This window comes from Bernardetia sp. MNP-M8 (assembly GCF_037126285.1).
Classification (GTDB): Bacteria; Bacteroidota; Bacteroidia; order Cytophagales; family Bernardetiaceae; genus Bernardetia.
The window spans coordinates 3,661,155-3,683,272 of sequence record NZ_CP147012.1 but is presented as its reverse complement, the minus strand read 5'-3'; the positions used below and the strand labels follow the sequence as shown (position 1 = coordinate 3,683,272).

The 22,118-nt window shown below is 31.6% G+C and carries 13 protein-coding genes; 7 read left to right on the top strand and 6 right to left on the bottom strand.

Annotated features, from left to right (window positions below; all coding sequences use genetic code 11):
* Positions 1-12: 12 nt before the first annotated feature.
* On the top strand, positions 13-1,116 hold the full coding sequence (locus V9L04_RS14915) for an SMP-30/gluconolactonase/LRE family protein (RefSeq protein ID WP_338790644.1): 1,104 nt from the start codon (positions 13-15) through the stop codon (positions 1,114-1,116).
* Between the two features lie 1,059 nt (positions 1,117-2,175).
* On the opposite strand, the gene V9L04_RS14910 is transcribed toward V9L04_RS14915, so the two are convergent.
* Positions 2,176-2,784 carry a macro domain-containing protein gene (locus V9L04_RS14910; RefSeq protein WP_338790643.1) on the bottom strand — a complete coding sequence of 203 codons (609 nt, stop codon included), beginning with the start codon at positions 2,782-2,784 and terminating at the stop codon, positions 2,176-2,178.
* A 118-nt stretch (positions 2,785-2,902) separates the two neighbouring features.
* The gene (gene secA / locus V9L04_RS14905) at positions 2,903-6,319 is read right to left on the bottom strand and encodes a preprotein translocase subunit SecA (RefSeq protein WP_338790642.1); all 3,417 of its coding nucleotides are present in this window, start codon (positions 6,317-6,319) and stop codon (positions 2,903-2,905) included.
* A 475-nt stretch (positions 6,320-6,794) separates the two neighbouring features.
* Between secA and V9L04_RS14900 the strand changes: the two genes are divergently transcribed.
* Positions 6,795-8,237 (top strand): PAS domain-containing protein, encoded by a 1,443-nt coding sequence (locus V9L04_RS14900; RefSeq protein ID WP_338790641.1) that lies wholly within the window; start codon positions 6,795-6,797, stop codon positions 8,235-8,237.
* Between the two features lie 149 nt (positions 8,238-8,386).
* The gene (locus V9L04_RS14895) at positions 8,387-9,763 is read left to right on the top strand and encodes an alkaline phosphatase D family protein (protein ID WP_338790640.1); all 1,377 of its coding nucleotides are present in this window, start codon (positions 8,387-8,389) and stop codon (positions 9,761-9,763) included.
* 174 nt (positions 9,764-9,937) lie between these two features.
* On the opposite strand, the gene V9L04_RS14890 is transcribed toward V9L04_RS14895, so the two are convergent.
* Positions 9,938-10,714, bottom strand: a complete 777-nt coding sequence (locus V9L04_RS14890) for a lipoprotein signal peptidase (RefSeq protein WP_338790639.1) — start codon at positions 10,712-10,714, stop codon at positions 9,938-9,940.
* 356 nt (positions 10,715-11,070) lie between these two features.
* Between V9L04_RS14890 and V9L04_RS14885 the strand changes: the two genes are divergently transcribed.
* On the top strand, positions 11,071-12,396 hold the full coding sequence (locus V9L04_RS14885) for a hypothetical protein (protein WP_338790638.1): 1,326 nt from the start codon (positions 11,071-11,073) through the stop codon (positions 12,394-12,396).
* A gap of 293 nt (positions 12,397-12,689) precedes the next feature.
* Here the strand turns inward: V9L04_RS14885 and miaB are convergent, their stop codons facing one another.
* Positions 12,690-14,183, bottom strand: coding sequence for a tRNA (N6-isopentenyl adenosine(37)-C2)-methylthiotransferase MiaB (miaB, locus tag V9L04_RS14880; protein ID WP_338790637.1), 1,494 nt, complete (start codon positions 14,181-14,183; stop codon positions 12,690-12,692).
* A 1,233-nt stretch (positions 14,184-15,416) separates the two neighbouring features.
* On the opposite strand from miaB, the gene V9L04_RS14875 reads away from it, so the two are divergent.
* Positions 15,417-15,578: a hypothetical protein gene (locus V9L04_RS14875; RefSeq protein ID WP_338790636.1), complete on the top strand. Its 162-nt coding sequence runs from the start codon at positions 15,417-15,419 to the stop codon at positions 15,576-15,578.
* Positions 15,579-16,064: 486 nt separating this feature from the next.
* Complete coding sequence (locus V9L04_RS14870) at positions 16,065-17,108, top strand: IS630 family transposase (RefSeq protein WP_338790635.1); 1,044 nt, start codon at positions 16,065-16,067, stop codon at positions 17,106-17,108.
* Positions 17,109-17,912: 804 nt separating this feature from the next.
* Here the strand turns inward: V9L04_RS14870 and V9L04_RS14865 are convergent.
* Positions 17,913-18,293: a thioredoxin family protein gene (locus tag V9L04_RS14865; RefSeq protein WP_338790634.1), complete on the bottom strand. Its 381-nt coding sequence runs from the start codon at positions 18,291-18,293 to the stop codon at positions 17,913-17,915.
* Between the two features lie 221 nt (positions 18,294-18,514).
* On the opposite strand from V9L04_RS14865, the gene V9L04_RS14860 reads away from it, so the two are divergent.
* Positions 18,515-19,921, top strand: coding sequence for a hypothetical protein (locus V9L04_RS14860; protein ID WP_338790633.1), 1,407 nt, complete (start codon positions 18,515-18,517; stop codon positions 19,919-19,921).
* Positions 19,922-19,964: 43 nt separating this feature from the next.
* Here the strand turns inward: V9L04_RS14860 and V9L04_RS14855 are convergent, their stop codons facing one another.
* Positions 19,965-22,073: a DUF3352 domain-containing protein gene (locus V9L04_RS14855; RefSeq protein WP_338790632.1), complete on the bottom strand. Its 2,109-nt coding sequence runs from the start codon at positions 22,071-22,073 to the stop codon at positions 19,965-19,967.
* Positions 22,074-22,118: the final 45 nt, after the last annotated feature.

Genomic DNA, 22,118 nt, shown 5'->3' with positions numbered 1-22,118 from the left:
ATCATTTGTATTATGAACAAGAAAAAAATTATTTTTAGCCTCCCTGTTGTACTATTATTACTCTTTTTAGTCAATTTTATTTTTCAAGCCTGTTCTCTAAACCCCAATGCTTGGAAACCTGCCAAAGTTCCTGATTTTGAAGGAAAACTTGCCAAAAATGAAATTTTACAATCTACTCAATGGATAGATTTAGACGGTTGGTATGGCTCAGAAGATATTGCAGTTGATAAAGAAGGGAATTTATATTGTGGCGTACATCGCAAAAAAACAGACTTTTCTGATGGTGCAATTCTAAAAATAGATACTACTGGAAAAGTAGCCATTTTTTGTAAAACAAATTCTTGGATTACGGGCTTGCACTTTGATAAAAATGAAAATTTGATAGCTTGTGATATAGAAAGAGGTTTAATTAGTGTCGATAAAGAAGGTAAAATAACTGTTTTGGCTTCTAAAAATGAAAAAGGAGAGCCTTTTTTGATTCCCAATGATGTAGATATTGCTGATGACGGAATTATTTATTTTTCCAATACCTCTTCTAAAACACATTTTTCGCCTCGTAATGTTCGTAAGATCATATTAGAAATGCAACCTGATGGAGGATTATATTCCTACAATCCTAAAACTAAAACAGTCCAAACATTAATAGATGGAGCTTTTTTTGGAAATGGAGTAGCTCTTTCAAAAGATAATGATTTTGTATTGATGGCTGATTTAGCCAAATACAGAATAGTCCGTTATTGGTTGAAAGGAGAAAAACAAGGAACAATAGATATTTTTATAGATAATTTGATAGGATTTCCTAACGGAATTGCAAGACGAAAAGATGGTTCGTTTTGGTTAGGATTTACAACCAAACGAAATGAGCTTTTAGATAATTTGCATCCTTATACAGGAAAGAAAAAAATGCTTTATGGTGTTCCTTTATGGCTTCAACCCAAACAAGAGCCTTTTGGAATTGTGATGAATATAAGTGAAGAAGGCAAAATTCTGAGTGTGTTTTATGATACAACGGGCGAAAAAGTCTCAGAAGCAAGTTCTGTTGAAGAACATAATGGTTATTTATATTTGGGAGGAGATTTGGTAAATCATATTGGGAAATTTAAGTTACCTAAATAGTGATAAATAGTTTTCATAGTTAAAATGAAAGTCTATTTATTTTTTTTAGATGACTAGGCTTTTTTGTTTGACTATTTCTATAAATAAATCATTTATTCAAAACACTTTCTATTAAATATCTTTATGTACTTGCTTTCGATGTATGAAGCAGTATAATAAAAAAGTAATGAAACTAGAAATACTGGAGGTGCATAACTCATAAAAAACAGTATTATCATTATTATATCAACTGGAATAAGGGCAAGAGATACCCAATATATGTATCTCTTTTTCCGATAAAAGTTATGTCCTTTTATTAAATGTGAAGCGTTATCATGATAAATATTAAATATAGCAGCAAAATTAGACCAATGCCAATTTGAAGTGGGACTACTGTAAATTGGTGCTATTTTACTGTGTAGTTCATCTTGTATATCCGAACAAGTTTTGCAGCTTTCTTTCTCTATATAATGATTAAGTATAATCATAAATTTTGCTATCCGACGATAACCCCTTATGCTAGTACCCTTCTTATTTGAGGCTTTCTGAACTTCATTTAATTTGTGTAAGATATATTCGTGCTTTTCCATAATTTAATTTAATAAAGATATTTTGCTCTTTATTGTTTTTTGCTCATAATATTAAGATGATTTTTCTGTATAAATGATTGTTGTATAAGAGATAGATAGGATAATAATTTTAAGACAAAAGACTAAGCTCCCATACTGCTGCTCAGAAAGCTTCAGAAGGATAGGAAGATTACTCAACAAAAAACTTATATAGATTAGAATGAAATAATTTATGAGTTTGAATTTTGTAACATACTTCAGAGAAACCAAAAAAAAGAGAACACACAAATCAAAGGTGAATATAATGCCAATACTTAACCCTACTCCTAAAAGCGAAGTAAAAAGATAGACTATTCCAGAGTTTGCATAGCCAAGCATTATACCAATTACTGGTAAAATATATGTGGAAGCTAAAATTAAAATTATTGTGAATAACAATAATAGTAGATTTTCTAAAGTGCGTAGTTTTTTTAAAATATTCATACTCAATCAGCTATTTATAGGTAAATTTTCAAAACAAATTCCCTCCAAAAATAATTTCTTTCTGACGCTCGGAAGCATAATTCCAGTCTATTCTTGAAGGAGGATTTTTAAAGTTTTTGTAAGCAAGTTGCATTTGTCTAGCAGCTTCTTCTTCTGGAACTTTTCCTGTGGCTGTTCCTAATCCACAACAAGCTATTGTATTTATTTTAATGTTATTTTCTTTATTGTTGTTATGCTGATGAACACTCAAAAGTAGTGCAAACATGGCTTTATAAACATTATCAGTTCTAGAAATAGTTAGTGGAACTCTCATTGTAGGTGTATGAGCAATAAATGGATGTTTATTGTGATTAGTTTCCACAATCATTGATGTTCCAACAGGTTGTTCGCCTCTATATTCTTTTATGATTCTTTGCTGAACTCGTTTTTCTAAATCTTGTCCAAAATATTTTATTATAGCATAATCTACTCCTCCATCCATTAGACCAAACGAATTGGCAGCACTAACCATACAATCAAATTCTTCTAACACTTCAAAATATCCATTTATAATTTCTACTTCTTCATAACTTTCGAATGATTTTTTCCATTCGTTACAAAGAACAGGATTTGGGTCAATTAGAATTAGTTTTTTCATAGAATTAAAAGATAAATTAGTTACTAAAAAAGCAACTCCATTTATTGAAGTTGCTTTTTTATATTTAAAATGTAAATGTTAGAGTATAAATACAAAATACGCTAAAGCGTATTCTACATTAAATTATTACGCATTCTCCATTGCGTACATCACTCATTACACTTTTATATTTACCTTGTTTTACTTGTCCATTTTTATAACGAACTGTAACAACATCGTTTCTTCCAGGTTCTTGTGAAACTGTTCTTGGAGCAGTAGGAGCTATATTTTGCTGCGTTCCGTGGGCTCTTTGATTGTCGCTTGTTGTATCAACTTCTTCTGCACGATTTACAGCCATCTGTTGTTTCGCTTCTTGTTCTCTACGCATCTGCATTTCTAACTGACGACGTTGAGCATTTTGAAGAGCTTGTAATTCTTCTGGATCAGGTTCATGAAGTTTTGCACGAGAAAGGAAAGACGTAATTTCTTGGTTGATTTCATCTAAAAGTGACCTAAATAATTGGAAGGCTTCCATTTTATAGATAACCAATGGATCTTTTTGTTCGAAACGAGCCATTTGTACTTGCTGTCTCAAATCATCCATGTTTCTCAAATGTTCTTTCCAAAGATTATCAATGATAGAAAGTACCATTGTTTGTTCTAAAGTAGCAACAAGATTTGCACCTTTTTTCTCAATTGTTTCCTCAATATTGACAGGCATCTGAACCATTCTACGTTGGTCAGTAATAGGAATAATTATATCTCTTGCATTTCCTCCACGTTCTGCAAATATGTTTTCTAAAGTAGGAACTACCTTTGCTGCAATATCTTTATTTTTCTGACGATACGCATTATAGGCTTCTTCATAAAGACGTTGAGAAAGAGTTTGATCATTTAGAGATTGGAATTCAGATTTTGTAATTTCTGTCTGGATTCCTAAAAGAGAAAATACTTCTAAATGGAATGATTCAAAATCTCCTTTATAAATCTGTACTAATTGATCTGATACTTTTGCAAAAATAAGCATAATATCTAATTCCAAACGCTCACCAAAAAGAGCATTACGACGACGTTTGTAAATAACTTCTCTTTGTTGATTCATTACATCATCATACTCAAGAAGGTTTTTACGAGAGCCAAAGTGATTTTCTTCTACTTTACGCTGTGCATTTTCAATAGATTTGGTAATCATAGAATGCTGAATTACTTCACCTTCTTCTAATCCCAATCTATCCATAATTTTGGCAATTCTGTCAGAACCAAACATACGCATCAATGGATCTTCCAAAGAAACAAAAAACTGCGAGATACCAACATCACCCTGACGACCAGCACGACCACGTAACTGTCTATCAACACGACGAGAATCATGACGCTCTGTTCCAATAATAGCTAGTCCACCTGCTTTTTTAGACTCTGGAGAAAGTTTAATATCCGTTCCACGTCCTGCCATGTTAGTTGCAATCGTAACATTTCCTGAAATACCTGCTTTTGCAACAATTTCAGATTCTTTTTGGTGTTGTTTTGCATTCAGAACTTCATGTGGAATCTTACGCATTTGAAGCATTCTACTCAAAATTTCCGAATTTTCTACTGAAGTTGTACCTACAAGAACAGGTCTTCCTTGTTGTACAGAATGCTGAATTTCATCAGCTACAGCATTATATTTTTCACGAACTGAACGGAAAATTTTATCCTGTCTGTCATCTCTTTGGATAGGACGGTTGGTAGGAACAATCACAACATCAAGTTTATAGATTTCCCAAAACTCTGTTGCCTCTGTTTCGGCTGTACCTGTCATACCAGAAAGACGGTAGTACATACGGAAATAATTTTGAAGTGTAACCGTTGCGTAGGTTTGTGTTGCATCTTCAATTTCTACACTTTCTTTTGCTTCTAAGGCTTGATGCAGACCGTCAGAATAACGACGACCATCCATAATACGCCCTGTTTTTTCATCTACAATTTTTACTTTATCTTCCATCACTACATAATCCACATCTTTTTCAAAAAGTGTATATGCTTTCAAAAGTTGTGTTACAGTATGAATACGTGATGTTTTGATAGAGTAATCAGTAAGTAATCTCTCTTTGGTTTCTAGCTTTTCTTTATCTGTGAGGTCTTTATCATTGTCTATACGAGCAATTTTTGTAGCAACATCAGGAAGAATAAAGAAACGAGGGTCTTCTCCATCTCTTGTAATGGCTTGAGTTCCTTTTTCTGTAAGCTGAACCTTATTTTGTTTTTTCTCCACAAAGAAATATAAAGGTTCATCAGCTTCAGGCATACGACGAGCATTATCTGCTAAATATTCGTTTTCCGTTTTTTGAAGTAACGCTTTCATTCCTGATTCACTCAAAAACTTAATCAAAGGTTTATATTCAGGAAGACCTCTAAAGGCTCTAAAAAGCGATAAGCCACCTTCTTTCTCATTTCCTGCTTTTATTTTTTGTTTAGCATCTTGCAAGAAATCTTGAGCTAACTTACGTTGAAGTCCAACTAATTTCTCAATACGAGGTTTGAAAATATCATATTCTTGTGTTCCTGCATCTTGAACAGGACCAGAAATAATAAGAGGCGTACGAGCATCATCAATCAACACAGAGTCTACCTCATCAATCATGGCAAAGTAATGTCCACGTTGAACAAGTTCTTCAGTTTCACGAGCCATATTATCACGCAAATAATCAAAACCAAATTCGTTATTTGTACCATAAGTGATATCTGCTGCGTAAGCTCTTCTTCTTGCTTCAGTGTTTGGCTGATGTTTGTCGATACAATCAACCATCATTTCATGAAACTCAAAAATAGGTGCAACCCATTCAGAATCTCGTTTTGCAAGATAATCATTTACTGTAATTACATGAACTCCTTTTCCTGACAAAGCACGCAAGAAAGCTGGAAGAGTAGCCACTAATGTTTTACCTTCTCCAGTTGCCATTTCCGAAATTCTGCCTTCATAAAGCACCACACCACCCATAATTTGGACATCGTAATGAACCATATTCCACTCAATTTCTTGCCCCATGGCTGTCCATTTGTTGTGCCATGTAACGGTTGCATTATCTCCTTCTCCTGTAATTTCAATTTCGTTATTATAACGTCCTTCTTGTTGTCTTTTTTGTATAATTCTACGGTCGTGGTCAGTTGCTTTTACCGTAATTTTCTTATTTTCTGTAAAACGTCTAGCTGTATCCTTTACGATAGCAAAAACAGTTGGCAAAACTTTATCTAATACTTCATCTAACTTAACATTTCTATCTTTTTCTAATTTATCTATTTGTACAAATATTTTTTCTTTTGCATTGATGTCCATTTCTGGGTCATCTGCAATTTGCTTTTTAAATTCTGCAATTTCTATATCTATTTTTGATACGTGTTCATTTATTTCTGCTCTTACATCACGAGTTTTAGCTCTTAACTGATCGTCTGTCAATCCATGAAGTTGTTTGTATTCTTGGTTTACTTGTTCTACGTAAGGAATGAGTTTTTTGCGATCTCGTTCCGATTTTGTACCGAATACTTTTGCGACCACATTTGTAATTGAGTTAAACATAATATTTTATATAGTTCGTATTGATTGCTTATTAATATAGCTGCTGTTAAATAGCTCTTTTGTGTTTTGCTGTTTTGCAGATGCTTTTCTATCTAAGTCAAAAATTAAGCAAAGGCGTTTTTTTGTCCAAATTTTACTCATTTTTTATTTAAAATGAATAAAAAAGGGTAAATGATAAACTAAGACCGACAAAATGGCAGAATCTATTGATTTATAATAACATACAAAGTTACGAATCTGAAAGGGAATTTGCAATTTTGAAAGAAGTATCAATTCAAGTGAATTTTCTCTAATAACCTAGTTATTTTTCTTAAAAAAAGACGCTATTAAATGTCCCTGTAAAGCAATTATAAGTATTTTCAATAAAATGTCTTTTACAAAAAAATTATAATCAGCTAAATAAAGGAAAACAAAAAATTGATTTTGTTTGTTGAATCTCAATACTTACGTAATTACGTTCTCTAAAATTATTCGTATGTTCGATAAAACATCGGAACAAGAACGTTTGAATATTCTGAATAAATATCAAATATTAGATACTCCTGCTGATAGTGCATTTGACAGAATTACTAAACTTGCCGTTCAACTATTTAATGTTCCTATTTCTATTATTTCTTTAGTCGATAAAGATAGAATTTGGTTTAAATCAATTGAAGGATTAGATATACAAGAAATTCCAAAAGAAAAAGGACTCTGTAGCTCAGCTATTTTTTCAGATGAATTTTATGAAATACAAAATGCCATCAAAAATCCAGCTACCTTAAATCACTCTTTGGTGCGTGGAGAGTTTGGGTTGCGCTTTTATGCTGCTGTTCCTTTAAAAGTTGAAGGAAAGTATAATTTAGGTACAATTTGTATTTTGGATAAAACACCTCGTGTACTTACTACTAAAGAAAAAGAAATTCTCCAATCTCTTGCCGATTTAGTTATTGAGCAACTTAAAACTCATTTAGCAGCAACAGAGGCTATCCAAGTACAAGAATATACCCTCAACATGCTTGATTCTCTTTATGAGAGTAGTAATTATTCAAAAAGTTTTATTGGTAAAGATTTAAGAATTATTCATACAAATCAAGTTACAAAAAATATATGTAAAATCGTTTTTGGAAAAGAACCAAAAAAAGGAGATTTTTTGCTAGATTTTATATTACCAGTATTTCAAGACGAATTTAAGCAATATTATGAAAGAGTATTAGCTGGAGAAACTATTGAAGTGGAGAAACATGAAGGAGAAAATTGGTGGCAGTTTAGATTACTTCCTGTCTATGATAAAAATACCGATATTATTGGAATTTCTCATAATTTAGAAGACATAACAAAATATAAAAATATAACTTCTCAAGCCAAAAAACTACAACATGATTTAGATATTCTTGCACAAAATTTTCCTGATGGTTCTATTTCATTAATAGATAAAAATATGATTGTTCTATATACAGGAGGACAAGGCTATAAGATGTATGATATTAATCCAAGGAACTTTTTTGGCAAACATGCAAGTGAAATGCTTCTTCCTCAGTTATATCGTAAATTACAAGAAGCTATTCCCAAAATTTGGCGAGGTCTTACCGTTTCGTATGAAGTAGATTATAAAGAGCAAGTATACTTAACAAAAATATCTCCCATACAGAATGAAGATAATCAAATAGAAACATTTGTGCTTGCTGTAACAGATATTACGGATCAAAAGCGAAAAGAGATTAGAATACAAAAGCAAAATGAGCGTTTGAAAGAAATAGCTTGGCAACAGTCTCACGAAGTTAGAAGACCTGTTGCAACTATTTTGGGATTAATGAATTTGATGAAAATGGAAAGTAATCAAGAAAACAAATTACTTTATTTAAGTTACTTACAACATGAAGTCGAATTACTTGACAAAATCATTCAAAAAATAGTAGCTGTTACCAATGAAGAGTAAGAAACCAACTATCATTAATAAGAAATTAATCATTCTTTTTTAAAAAGATGCGTATTTTTACAGAAAATAATTATCTGTTATAACAAATCCCTTATCTAATGAACTTTTGTCAAAACATATCTCATAGAAAGCTGTTTTCTTTAACTTATTTGTCAATCGTATTTGCAATTATCTTTTCTACATCCTCTTTTGCTCAAGAAGAGGTTAAAAGTGCTTTAAAAACTGAATTTGTACAGTCAGGTCCTATGGTTGGGTATTCTGAAATGAGTGAAATTGGTCTTTGGGTACAAACCAAAAAAGCTGCAAAAGTACATATTGCTTATCGTCCAAAATTAAATCTAGCAACAGAAAAAGCTATTTCAGATGCACCCTTCCAATTTACAGAACCTATCCAAACGAACTCTCTAACAGCTTTTGTTGCAAAACCAGTTTTGAGAAATCTTGAGCATTCTACAAAATATGAATATAAAGTATTCATAAATGATAAAGAAGTTCCTTTTGAGTATGATTTGAAATGCCAAACTCAACTACTTTGGCAATACCGAACTGACCCACCAAAAATTAAATTTGCTTTTGGCTCTTGTGTGTATGTAAACGAACCTGAAGCTGACCGTCCTGGAAAAGGATATGGAAGTGAGTATGAAATTTTCACTTCTCTTTATAAAGAAAATGTTGATTTTATGGTTTGGGGTGGAGATAATACTTATTTACGTGACCCAGACTGGGGCAGTCGTTCGGGAATTATGCACCGTTATACACATACTCGTTCGCTTCCAGAAATGCAACCTCTTTTAGCAGGTATTCATAATTATGCTACTTGGGATGACCACGATTTTGGCCCTAATGATTCTGACTATACATTTGCCAATAAAGATATTACTACAGAAGCCTTTCAACTTTTTTGGCACAGCCAAAATACAAGTATTATAGAAGGGGCAAATAATGTAGTAAGCACTTTTACGTGGGGAGATGCACAGTTTTTTATGTTAGATAATCGTACTTTCAGACAAGCACAAGATTATGAAGCTGAAAATAAAAGTTATTTTGGCGAAAAACAGGTGCAGTGGCTTATTGAGTCTTTAGTTTCTAGTAAAGCTCCTTTTAAATTTGTGGTAGCTGGTGGACAGGTTTTAAATGAAAGTGCAATCTTTGAAAACTATGCAACCTACAAAGAAGAACGTCAGAAAGTATTGGATGCCATTCAAAAACAAAATATTGAAGGTGTAATTTTCCTGACAGGTGACCGTCATCATAGTGTAATTACTAAAATGGAACGTGAAAATGATTATCCTTTGTATGATATTACTTCTTCTTCCATTACAGCAGGTTCTGCCACACCAAAAGAAGACGAAAATCCGACAGCCATTAAAGAGTCATTTATTGTAGGAAAACACAATTACGCAGTCATTGAAATTGATGGAAAACGTAAAGAACGTATCCTGACAATTACTTATAAAGACAAAGATGGAAAAGATTTGTATTCACTTACCATCAAAGAAGACGAACTAAAACGAGCAAAGAAATAATTATTTGATTGTTTGTGTCGCTTCGCTAAAATACTAACAAGGGCATGGTGGCAGTTTGTAACATCACCAAATAATTAAGTAAAAATCAAAAATCCTGTAAAACGTAAACGATTTTACAGGATTTTTTTGTTCAAATAAATTATATTCAAAACAGTTTTTTCTTTGATTTAAAGACTAATTCTCTTTTTTAAAGTCTTCATTTATTTTATCTTCTTTTAAATCATTTTCTCCTGCTACAAAGATAGTTGTATCTTCATCAGATGTATCAGATATTTTATCTTCTTCTGTATTTTCTGTATTACTTGAGTTGTCTGTTCTAATTTCATCTTCTAAAGATTTTTCCACTTCTATTTCAACCACTTCTTCTTTTGGAAAGAAACGTTTTTGCCAAATCAAGATAATACAAACTCCTATAAAAATAGCTGCATCAGCGATATTAAAAATTGGAAAAAATGAGTAATGGTCGCCACCAACAAAAGGCAAATTATCAGGAAAATAACCTGAAGCAATATCAAAATAAAACATATCGATTACTTGCCCATGAAACCAAGGATAAAAACTTGGTTCATTTCCGTACATAGCAACAGCATTTCCTTCTATAAAAACACCATAAAAAGTAGAATCTACAATATTTCCAAATGCTCCTCCTAAAATAAGAGCCATACTAAAAACAAAGCCTTTTGGAGCATCACGCAATGCAGCACGAGCCATCACATAAGCAATTCCTATTCCTGCAAAAATTCTAAATACAGTCAGAATAAGTTTTCCATAATCAGAACCCAACGTAATACCAAATGCCATTCCAGGGTTGAGTGTATAATGAAGTTTGAACCAGTCGCCAAAAATCAGAATGTCTTCACCTAGAGAAAGTGTAGAATGAATATATAATTTGAGAGCTTGGTCAATAAGAATTACGCCTAGCGCAATAAGAAAATAAGGTAGGTATTTCATGTAATTTTTAGAAAATCAAAAAGTAATTTGGCGTGTATTAAAATCTAATTGATAGGCTACACAATCAGATTTGCAAAACGTAACTACAAATTTATTAAAAATGAAGCGTTTAATTAGTAAGACTTAACAAGTTTTAGCGACTAGAGTTATTAATTCTTATAAAAAAGCTAAAAAATACTGAAAAAATAAAGAAAGAATCTCTAAAAAAACTTTTTTACAGCATTTCAAAATGACTAATCTGTCTAAAAAGTCAAAAATTTCTTACTTTTGCAGCCTTGTAACATACACTTCGTATGTAAAATAAAAAAATAGTTTATTCAAAATAAAAAAATAGTTTATTCAAAATAAAATCTATCATGAAATTTAAACATACATATCCTTATTTTCTATCAAAACTATTTTATACAGGAAGTTTTGTAGGGCTCGTTTTTTTGAGTAGCTGTTCTAGTTCTTCTAAATTAGAGGGCGAATGGGTGCGTTCAGATTACAAAAGTACACTTCAAGTTACAGATGAAAAAATAACTTTTGATAACATTACTGAAAGAGACTATGAAATTAATGAAAATACATTAAAAGTAATGGCTTATGGAATTGCTGATAGTTATCAATTTGATTTTAAAGGAGATACACTTGTTTTGACTAAAGGAAGTTCAGTTCAAAAATTTATTCCAAAAGATAAAACACCATCAGATGAAGAGCAGATAAGAGTATTTTTAGAGTCTGAAATTGAAAAAGCATTCAAACAGAAAATAACTGACTTACAACTAGAAAAAAAGCATTGGGGAGATATAAAACAAACTATTCATTTAGAAAAAACACCTTCTATTACTGATGATGAGTGGGTTTATCTAGCCAAAACTACTTTTGAAGATGCTGCAATGCCAACAGCAACTATTTTTGTGCGAGTTGGAAAAGATAAAATAGGTCTTTTAAAACCTGTTTGGAAAGAAATTTTAGAATCTAGTACGAAGCGTTATCTAATCCGATCAATGGGGATTCCTACTGAAAAAGTAAAACTTATTCCTACTGTAGGAAATGGATTTGATGTCATTGTTACGACTGACAATGGAAGCGAACTTCCTTTAACTCTTGATCCACAAACAGGTGTGTTTCCAAAGCAAGATAAAGCAGCAGTTTCAAGCTACTTTCAATATGTAATGAGAAAAAAATATGGCGTTAAAACAATAGAAAAGTTAAGTTTTGAAAAAGCAGAACAGAATAATTACGAAGGAAAAATGCTTCTTGAAAATGGAAATGAAGTAACTATTACATACACACAACAAGCAGGAATACAATTTCCTGACGTGAATGAAACAAATAAAAAACTACTCGCTCAACGCTTTTTAGAGAATGATTTGGAAACAAAACTACAAGTTGAAAGCGCACAAATAGTGAATAATTTTGTTCAACTTACTGTTAAAACTGAAAAAAATGAAAACTTGGTTGCTTTTGTGGATATAATTCGTGGTTGGTATCCTGAAAATACTTCTACTTCCCTTGCAACAACACTCCGTTATCGCATTGAGAAACATATAACAAATGGACTAAAAGTTAATTCCGTTTTGCTCAATCAGAAAGAAGAAAATAAATATGAAGGAACAGTCGATTATTCATCTGGTGCTGTAAACAAAATTGTTGTCGAACACAAAGGAACTAATTTTGCTTGGGAATTTGTAAAGTAAAAAGTCAATAAAAAACCCTCAAAATTTGATTATAGAAATCGGATTTTGAGGGTTTTTAGTTAGTTTGTAAAATAATATTTATGGTTATCTGAGAATGTAGAGGTCGTTGGTGAGACACCAACAACAGCAAAAAAAACCATAAATACCTCGCCATTGTCGGTATCTCACCGACGATTTTACTCAAAAAAATAATTCAACAAGCAGTTTTATTCGTTTTTGGTTAAATTTCTAAAACACAAAACCCTAAAAATTAGATTTTTAGGGTTTTGTTCTATGATAGAATAAAGCAAATTTTAATTTGCCAATTCAACAGCTTTTCCAAACAACGTAGCCGAAGTACAATCATTGACATGTACATTTACATACTGTCCTTTTTCATAATTTTCTCTAGGAAAAACGATTACTTTATTGTCTGTCGTTCTGCCTTGCAAATCTTTATCAGAGCGTTTTGATTCTCCTTCTACCAAAACTTTATGTGTTCTGCCTATCAATCTTTGATTACGAGCCAATGAATGCTTTGATTGAAGTTCGATGATTTCACTTAGGCGTTTTTTCTTTACGTCCATCGGAATGTCATCCAAATATTTCTTTGCTGCCAATGTTCCAGGGCGTTCAGAATAGAAAAACATATACGAATAATCGTAATTTACATAGTCCATCAAAGTCAATGTTTCTTGGTGTTCTTCTTCTGTTTCAGTACAAAAACCTGAAATCATATCCGAACTAATGGCACAATCTTCTCCCAAAATCCTACGAATTGCATCTACTCTGTCAATATACCATTCACGAGTGTAAGTACGATTCATGAGTTTCAAAACTCTACTATTTCCACTCTGAACAGGCAAGTGAATATATTTACAAATATTTTCATACTTCGCCATTACATGCAAAACATCATCCGTCATATCTTTTGGGTGCGAAGTCGTAAAACGAACTCTTAGATTTGGGTCAATTTGAGCAACCATTTCTAAAAGTGTAGCAAAGTTTTCATTTCTTACTTTTTCTCCTGTTTCGGCTTCAAAATTTTCGGCTCTTATCGTTCTTGGAACATTTGTCCATTTGTATGAATCTACATTTTGTCCTAATAAAGTAACTTCTTTATAACCTTGAGCTACCAAATCTTTAATTTCTTGTACAATCGAATCAGCAGGACGGCTGCGCTCACGACCACGAGTAAATGGCACAACACAGAAACTACAAACATTATCACAACCACGCATAATCGAAACAAAAGCAGAAATTCCATTACTATTCAAACGAATAGGCGAAATGTCAGCATAGGTTTCTTCTCTTGAAAGAAGTACATTGACAGCTTTTTGTCCGTCATCTACCGAACCGACCAGTTTTGGCAAATCACGATAGGCATCGGGCCCAGCCACTAAATCTACAATTTTCTCTTCGTCTAAAAATTTGTGTTTCAAACGCTCTGCCATACAACCCAAAACACCAACCATCATTTCAGGCTTACGTTTTTTGAGTCCGTTGATATGAACTAAGCGTTTGCGAACGGTTTGTTCGGCTTTTTCACGAATAGAACAGGTGTTTAGGAAAATCAAATCAGCATCTTCTGCCGAATCGGTTGTTCCAAAACCGTGTTCTTGCATTACGGCAGCCACGATTTCGCTATCAGCAAAATTCATTTGACAACCATAACTTTCGATGTAGAGTTTTCGCTCTCCTTCTTTGGCGTTGTTGGCTGTTTTTTTGACAGTTTCGCAAGGTTCGTGTATAGCTTCACTTGCGTTTTTTTCGCCAACTATATCAATATCAGCAATTAATTTATTCATTTTGAATTTTTCTTTATGTATTTATCCAAATTCGTTTATTTAAAATTTGGATTTTTGTTTTTTCTATCAACTTACAAAGTTAATGAATTAGTTTTTATTTTTTGGAATAAAATTCTAGTCAAGTTTATAAAACTTTGTTAGTAATTTTTTGGTAATCCAAAATAAATCTGACAATAGTTAAAATGTAAACGTATATTTTGAACTATTGACAGCCTTCTGAAAGGACTGTCAAAGTTTTTTTATTCCAACCCTATCAAAAACACGTAAAATTAGTTAGGGCTTTGCTTTTTTTGGCTAATTTTCTTTGAGTCATCTATTTTTATTTGAATACTCTATAATAAAAACTTATACTGATTTTATGTTGTAAAATAATAATAGAAAAATAAGAACAGATTCAAAAGAAATTTTCTCTTACTTAGGAGGTTTATTTAAGCAAAAAAATCAGAAAACAGCTATTTAAGCTGTAGAAGAGAATGCAAAAGATGAAAAAGCAGCTACAAAATTAGAAGTTGTTTTAGAAAATGCTATTGAAGATGAAGAAATAGAAATTTCAGCTTTAAAAACAGAAATAGAAAAATTCAAGGCTCTTTTAGCAGAACATCAGCCTACTACAAATTCGAATGTTCAGACAAGAATTGTTAATAGCAAAAACGTAATAAACACCTCTAACTTTGGAAATATTGGAGGAAGTGTTAGAGTAGGAGATAACAATGGCAAATAGATTTTTACATATTCAAAAATCCTCAACGACGGCAACGCCTCGTTGACGGTTGCTCTAAAAAGTAAAATTTTCCACCGTCGTTGAGATTCAAATGAAATCGTCAACGAGGATAAAAAAGGCACTTCAAAAAAATTGAGGTGTCTTTTTGTTTAAGAAAAGAAGTATTCCAAAAAATCGTAACTTTACAAACTATTTTATCAATCAAAAACTTGATAATCAGCATCATATAGCTCAAAATACTTCCAGCTCTACTAATTTATATAAAAAATAAGTTCTATGAATCTTCATACATCAAAATATATTCAGTATTCCTTTTTTCTTCTTCTTACTTTTTTCTTTGCTTTTAGTGGTTTCGCTCAAAATTCAGTTCTTTCAGAGGGACAAATTTTGAAGTTGAAAAATAGAAAAAAAATGGAGTACATAAAGTTACTTTTCAAGACCTTCAAACAGCAGGTCTGAATCCTTCTACTATCAATCCAAATAACATTCAAATTTTTGGAAATGGTGGTGGAATGCTCCCACAAGCCAATTCAGTTTCACGTATTTCAGATTTGAAGGAAAATGCCTTTTTTATAGAGTTGGGAAGTGATAATGTTTTTAATGCAGGAGATTATATTTTGTGGTTTCTTCATTTCTACTTCCACATTTTTAAATACTTCTGGTTTCTTGTTTGAGTACTTCAATACATCTACTACAAGTTCTTTGCTAAGATTAAAAGACTTCATTTCTTTAAACATATACCAAACAGTTTTACCAACCTCTTCAAGATATATTAGTCTGAGCAAAAAATTACTCAATCACAAAACTTAAAAAATACAATATCTCCGTTATCTAGTTGAGAAACAAAGCCATTTTTTATAAATATTTTTTTTTATTTATAAGACCTTTCTTTATACCGTCCAACGTAATTTCCTCTTTATAATAATACACTCTTTTTTCTTCTATTCTACCTATCAAACCTCTTATTGATACAAATTCAGAATTATAAAAATCATAATCGTATGGGTATGATACTAGATCATTAGAAAATGTTGTTTTGTTGAATTTAATTATGAATCCTCCATAAAAGGAAGGATTTAATATAATACTATCTTGTAGTGTATCTATACTCATCCGTAATTAGATTTCAAAAATATCTAAATTTTGATTATTTTTAGCTTATGAATTTTCAACTTAGTATTTCTGAACGAGATATTTTAAAAGATTATCGTAAAAGTTCTTCAGGAAAGAAGGACTATATTCGTTGTACTGTTCTTTTAGGTCTTGACCAAGGTAAGTCAGCAAAAGAGTTGTCAGAGCTTTTAGGTGTTGATTTAAGTAGTTTTTATAATTATGTAAAAAGTTATAATTCCTGTGGTCTTTCTGGTTTTATTTCTTCTAATTATTTAGGTTTTTGGGGTAAGTTGGATAGTTTTGATTTGGCAGCTTTAGATAAAGAACTTCGTTCTCACTTGCATAAAAACTGCCAGTCTATTGCTTATTGGATAAAAGAAAATTTAGGTATTGATTACGCTATTAAAAGTCTTCCTAGTTTGATGAAACGTCTAGGTTTTTCTTATAAAAAGACAAAAACAGTTCCTGCTAAAGCTGATAAAGAACTTCAAACTCACTTTATAGAAGATATAGAGGCTTTGATAGAGCGTTTAGATTCAGAAAATGCTGTTCTACTCTACGCAGATGCTGTTCATCCTCAATGGAATACCCGAAGTAATTATGCTTGGATTCCAACAGGAGAGGAAAGAGAAATTAAAAGTAGTAGTGGTAGAAAGCGCATAAATTTGACAGGTACAGTAAACATTCAAAATCCAAGCGATATACTCATTAGTGAATCAGAAACAGTTGATTCAGAGAGTGTAAGAGAATTTTTAGATAAAGTAGAAGCAGCCTATTTAGATAAAAGCAAGGTGTATATGGTCTTAGACCAAGCCTCCTATTTCAAATCTTATTTGGTGCAAGACTGGGTATATGGCTCTAAAATAGAACTCATTTACTTGCCTGCCTACTCGCCTAATTTAAACTTAATTGAAAGACTTTGGAAGTTGATGAGAAAGAAAATAATTGATTATGAATACTACAATACATTTGAAAAATTTAGGACTAACGTCCTTGCATTTTTTGAATATATCGTTGATTATAAAGATGAGCTAGAAACACTTTTAGCACCTAATTTTCACGTCCAATTTTCGAAAACCAATTTCTATTGAGTATAAATATTTGATAGATCTGTATACTTCTTCATTATATTTATACATATTTATTTTTGCTATACTATATTCTTTATCCTTATTTAATAAAGAATCAAATGTAATTATATGACTTTTACCTTTTCTATCTTTTATATGACTATCGTATAGTAAAATGAAGGGGTTACCATTTTTACAAGAACCTACAGTATAGAAATTGTATTCTATTTTCATTAAACTACTCTTGTATATATCTTGTCCATTATGTTTTACTATACAAATACTACCTCCCTTTCTTTCTACATAAAAAAGATAGTTATTAGTGTAAGAAGGTGCGACATTAAAAGATAAATATAAACTATCAAAATGAAGTCTATTTATTTCTTCATAACAAAGTGTATCTTGTGCTTTTATTTGGAATGAAAAGGTAAAAAGAAGGCAAACGATGAAAGAGATTAGCGAAATATTCATAATTAATCAATTTTAAAATTAGGTTTTACATTCTCAAAAAACACTAATATTAAAGAATAAAAATCTAATCACAATATCTATAAAAAACTACCTCTCTGCTGCTGCTCGGCTATAGGTTCTCTTCCTACTAGATGAATTCTTAAATACAAGATAAGAAATTACATCTATTTTATCTACTACAAACCTAAAAGCTTGGCTTTGCCAAGTGACTTATATGTATTCGGCATTCCTGCCGTATATTTGTATTAAAAAATATAATGTTGCAGCTAAATAGGTGTTTTTTCACAGTTTATGTGCTGCTAGAACAACAAATACAAAAACCACGGCTACAGCCGAATACATATAAATCACTCGTTAAAAACGAGCGATAGCCACAAAAAACCGAGCAAGGACAGGGGGAAAACGAATTTCTAGTTTTTCGCCTGCTTCTTCTGCAATTTTATTCATAACAGGTACAATTTGAGCAGCATCTCCACACCAACTCTCTGTCAAAACGATCCAATAATATTTTTCATTTGATGAAATAGTAGCTAAAGCATTTTTGACATTCTCGTTTACTTTTGTTGTCTTGTCAAGCCTGTTCATACGATACATATTTGTATTTGTATATTCCAAAATTTCTGGACGATTATCTCTGTTTGTGGTGGTTGCTTTTTCTAAAAGTTCTTGTCCAAGTGTTCTGTACTCTTGGTAAGAAAGAGATTTTTCTAAATAGTCTTTATCTAAATAATCCATAATGAGTAACGTATTTTTATCTTATATGAATAAATGTTGATATGTTTGTGTATGAAGTAACACGGAAAAACAGTGTATTTTGTTTTGATAAATTTTACTGTCTTTTTTTCAGCAAAAGGGAATTATTTTGTACCTTATAAGTCCTAAAATATCAAAATTAAAAAAACAGGAAATCAATATTCAAGATAGCTAATCACCAACTATAAATTTACAGATGAATAATGACCAACAAAGACAATGACCAACAAAGACAAAGAGAGTTTATAGAAAAATTGTTAGCTGTTCAGCAAAAACGACAAGATAAACCTCTTTCTAAAAATGACCAACAAGAAATAGCTGCTCAAATTGGTCTTTCAGATGCAGATTGGCAGGCTGTGCAAGAAACCTACAAAGCTCATTTGTTGCGTGGACGTGGTTTTTTATCACATCAAAATTATGATGATGCCATTGCAGAGCTTGAGCAAGCCAATGTTTTGGATTATAATTCGATAGATACAACAGCTACTTTGGCGCAGGCACATTTTGAGCGTTTTAGAGAATATGCTGATAAAAAAGACAAAGAAGCTGCTATTTCATATAGCAAAATTTGTTTGAATCAAAATCCTAGTCATAACCAATCGCTCAAGATAATTTCGGATTTGAAGCGCAAGCCACGAAAAATAAACACTCAAATAGTTACTAAAAGAAAATCTTATATTGAGAGAAATCTATTTATAATTCTTCCTTTAATTATTGTATTTGGCATTTTAGCTTTCTTTTTTCTCAATTCTCCTAATAGAGTCAAACAAGAAGAATTTCCTGTTGCAGAATCAACTGAAGAAATAAATATAAATATTGATGAAGAAATAAAAAAAGTAGCATCAGATTATCCTCCAAATAAAAATATAGATTTTAATGCAAATGAATATGAAATCCCTATAGAAATTACAGACCCAAAACTAAAAAACTTAGAATGGCAGACAGAAAGTGCGCTTGTTACAAAATATAATGAGAGTTATAAAGTAGAACTAATTGGTGATTTTTTAGTCAAAAATGCTGAAATTAATCAGTTAAAAATAAAATTAGAACTCTTTGATGATAAAGGAGAAATAATCAGAACAACCTATGAAGAGGTGGTAAAGGAGTCAGATTTGACATTACGAAAAGATGATTTGATTCCATTTCAAGTTATGAAATATGAAAAAACAATAGCTCCAAATATTGCAAAAGTAGTAATCTCGTCTTCGGTGATAGAGCAAGAGGAGTTAAATGAAGCACTAACTTATGAACCTTCACCAAAAATCCCAGTAACTTGGGCGCAAAAACGACCTCAAAATACAGATATTCAGCTTAGAGAAAGACAAAGCAACTTTTCAGAGGGTATACTTGGAAATGGATTTCATCGCATCACTTTAGAAATCGAAAATACAGGAAATGCGTCTATTTCTCTTCTCAAATTTCAATTTAGTTGGTTTAATTCTGCTAAAAAATTATTAGGAACAGAAGTCAGATATGGTGTTTCGGGTTCTACTTCTAAGCTCAAACGCAATCAAATACGTATTTTGAGTACAACTATGGCTGTTCCAAAAGTAAAAGAAGAAGAATTATCAAAACTGACCTATCAAGTTGAAGTTATAGAAGTGAAATGATAAAAAAACGGCAATTCGTAAAAATTGCCATTTTTTGTTTTTATCAAAATAAAGAAAACTTAGTTTCTTCTCCTTCTTTGTAGCGTTTTCGTTCTTTTATCTTGCCATTTTTATCATAGAAACGCCATTTTCCATCTCGCTTATCATTCTTATAATAACCTTCAATAATAAGTTTTCCAGCTTTAAATTCACGATAAACTCCATCTTTTATACTTCCTTTTACTTCATATTCGTAACGAGTATCTTCTTGACTTCTGACAATCAAACGACGCTCAGCATTATCTTTATCTAATTCAATCAATTCAGATTCTGGAATAGTTTGGAGCTGTTCGAAAAGGTCTATTTTTTCTTCTGTTCCAAACACTTTTTCTAAAATATTCTTGCTATTGAGTTGTTCTAGCAGTTTTTTACGGTTTTCTTGTGCTAGTTTATAATCATTTCTAACATTTTCAGGATTTTCATAAACCGTAACTAAGCGAGTATCATAAAAATTGGTTTCATCTCTACGAAGCTGAAAACCCCAGTGTGGTTGAGAAATCACATAATTTGCATTTTGTTGAACTGTCTTCCAAGTTTCTGGACTCATCGAACGCTTTAGAGTTTTGAGAGCAACAGGCATATTTATGTAAGCAAAAAAGTTTGAATTATCAGCTTCAAATTCTTTAAAGAAATTTTGAAAAGAAGGTGATTTTGCCAAAGTAAGTCCCATTTCATAATCATCAATCAAGTTTTTGAGTGTTTTAGGACTATTACTAAAAATGACATAATCTTCAATAAAAGTAAAATAGGGTTTATCAATTTTTTCAAAATATTTTCCCATTACCAATTTGAAGAATCCCTTTACAGCAAGCATGCTTATTTTGTGTCCTTTGTGTTCGGAAACTACCACTTTTACAGGTGTGCGTTTACGAATTTTTTCTCCAATAAACTCTAATTGAGCTGTTGCTTCCGAAATAGATTTTGCCTTCAAAACAAGTGCATATTCATCATTTTTATCAATCGACTCTGTTGCTTCACTCTGAATAACTGCCATTTCTGAACCAATCCAAGAGAAAAAATTGTCCCGAACGCTAATATCTAAAAGTCTTTCGACAGTTCTAATTTGATTTTGATATTCTTGATAGGCTTCTTCATCTCGCTGCAAAACCTCAGTAAACTTATCATAATAGCTCAAAAAATCATCAAAATTGACACTAAAATAAAATGCAGAACGCTGTGGAACAACCCGAGCAGCCGTAATATCACTACTTCCAGAACGCAACAACGCACGTACATGAGAAGGCACAGAATCATTAATTACTGTCGTTCCTATCATCCTAACTAGTGTAGAAGCATTTTCATCGTCATCGTCGCCTATTTGTTCCAAATCTAAATTTAGCCCAGAGAAAAACAGAGCTTCTGAAATATCATTCAGATATTCATTTGATTCGTCCATATAAAGACCAAAAAATTCATCTGCCAAATCATAGTTGATAAATAAGTTTCCTAAATTTCTAGAGGAAGTTTTTGAAACAACTTTTTTAAAACGACGGTTATTTTCAAAATTATTTGGATTTTCTCGCTCATCTAAAGCAGCTTCAATCAAGGCAGGAGTTTGAGAACATAAAAGCAGATGTTGGCGAATAGAAATTGCCCATTGAGAATTATCTGATGTATTTTTTATTAAATAAATACGATTTCCTTTGTATTCGTATTTAGAAGAATCTTCAACACTACTCATAAATGTTCCAATATTTTTTTCTAAAAATGATGGAATTTCTCGCTTCAAATCAACAATAAATAAAAAATCATAATCTCCTTGTTTGTGAATGTGTGAAGAAACCAAAACTTTTCTTTTACCAAGAAAGTCAAAAACTTCTCTATTTTGATGAATCATTGTGTCTAATGAAGCTGCATCTTTTGTAAGTTCGCCAAAATAAGGTTGCGTTTGTAGATGTTTCCAAAGCTGAGAACTACTAATCTCTTCCCAACTATCAACAGGTTCGTCAGTTTCTAAAATATACATTGCACTTGAAGGCACATAACTAAAGGGATCAAGAGAAATAATAGGAATCCCTTTGTACATCCAAAATAGTAAAAGACCTAAAATGAGAATGGCAAAAAAACCAAGTACATATAAAAAACGACGAAAAAATATTTTAAAAGTATCCATAATTAAAAAAAAATAGCGATTGATTGATAAATTCTAGTTGTATAA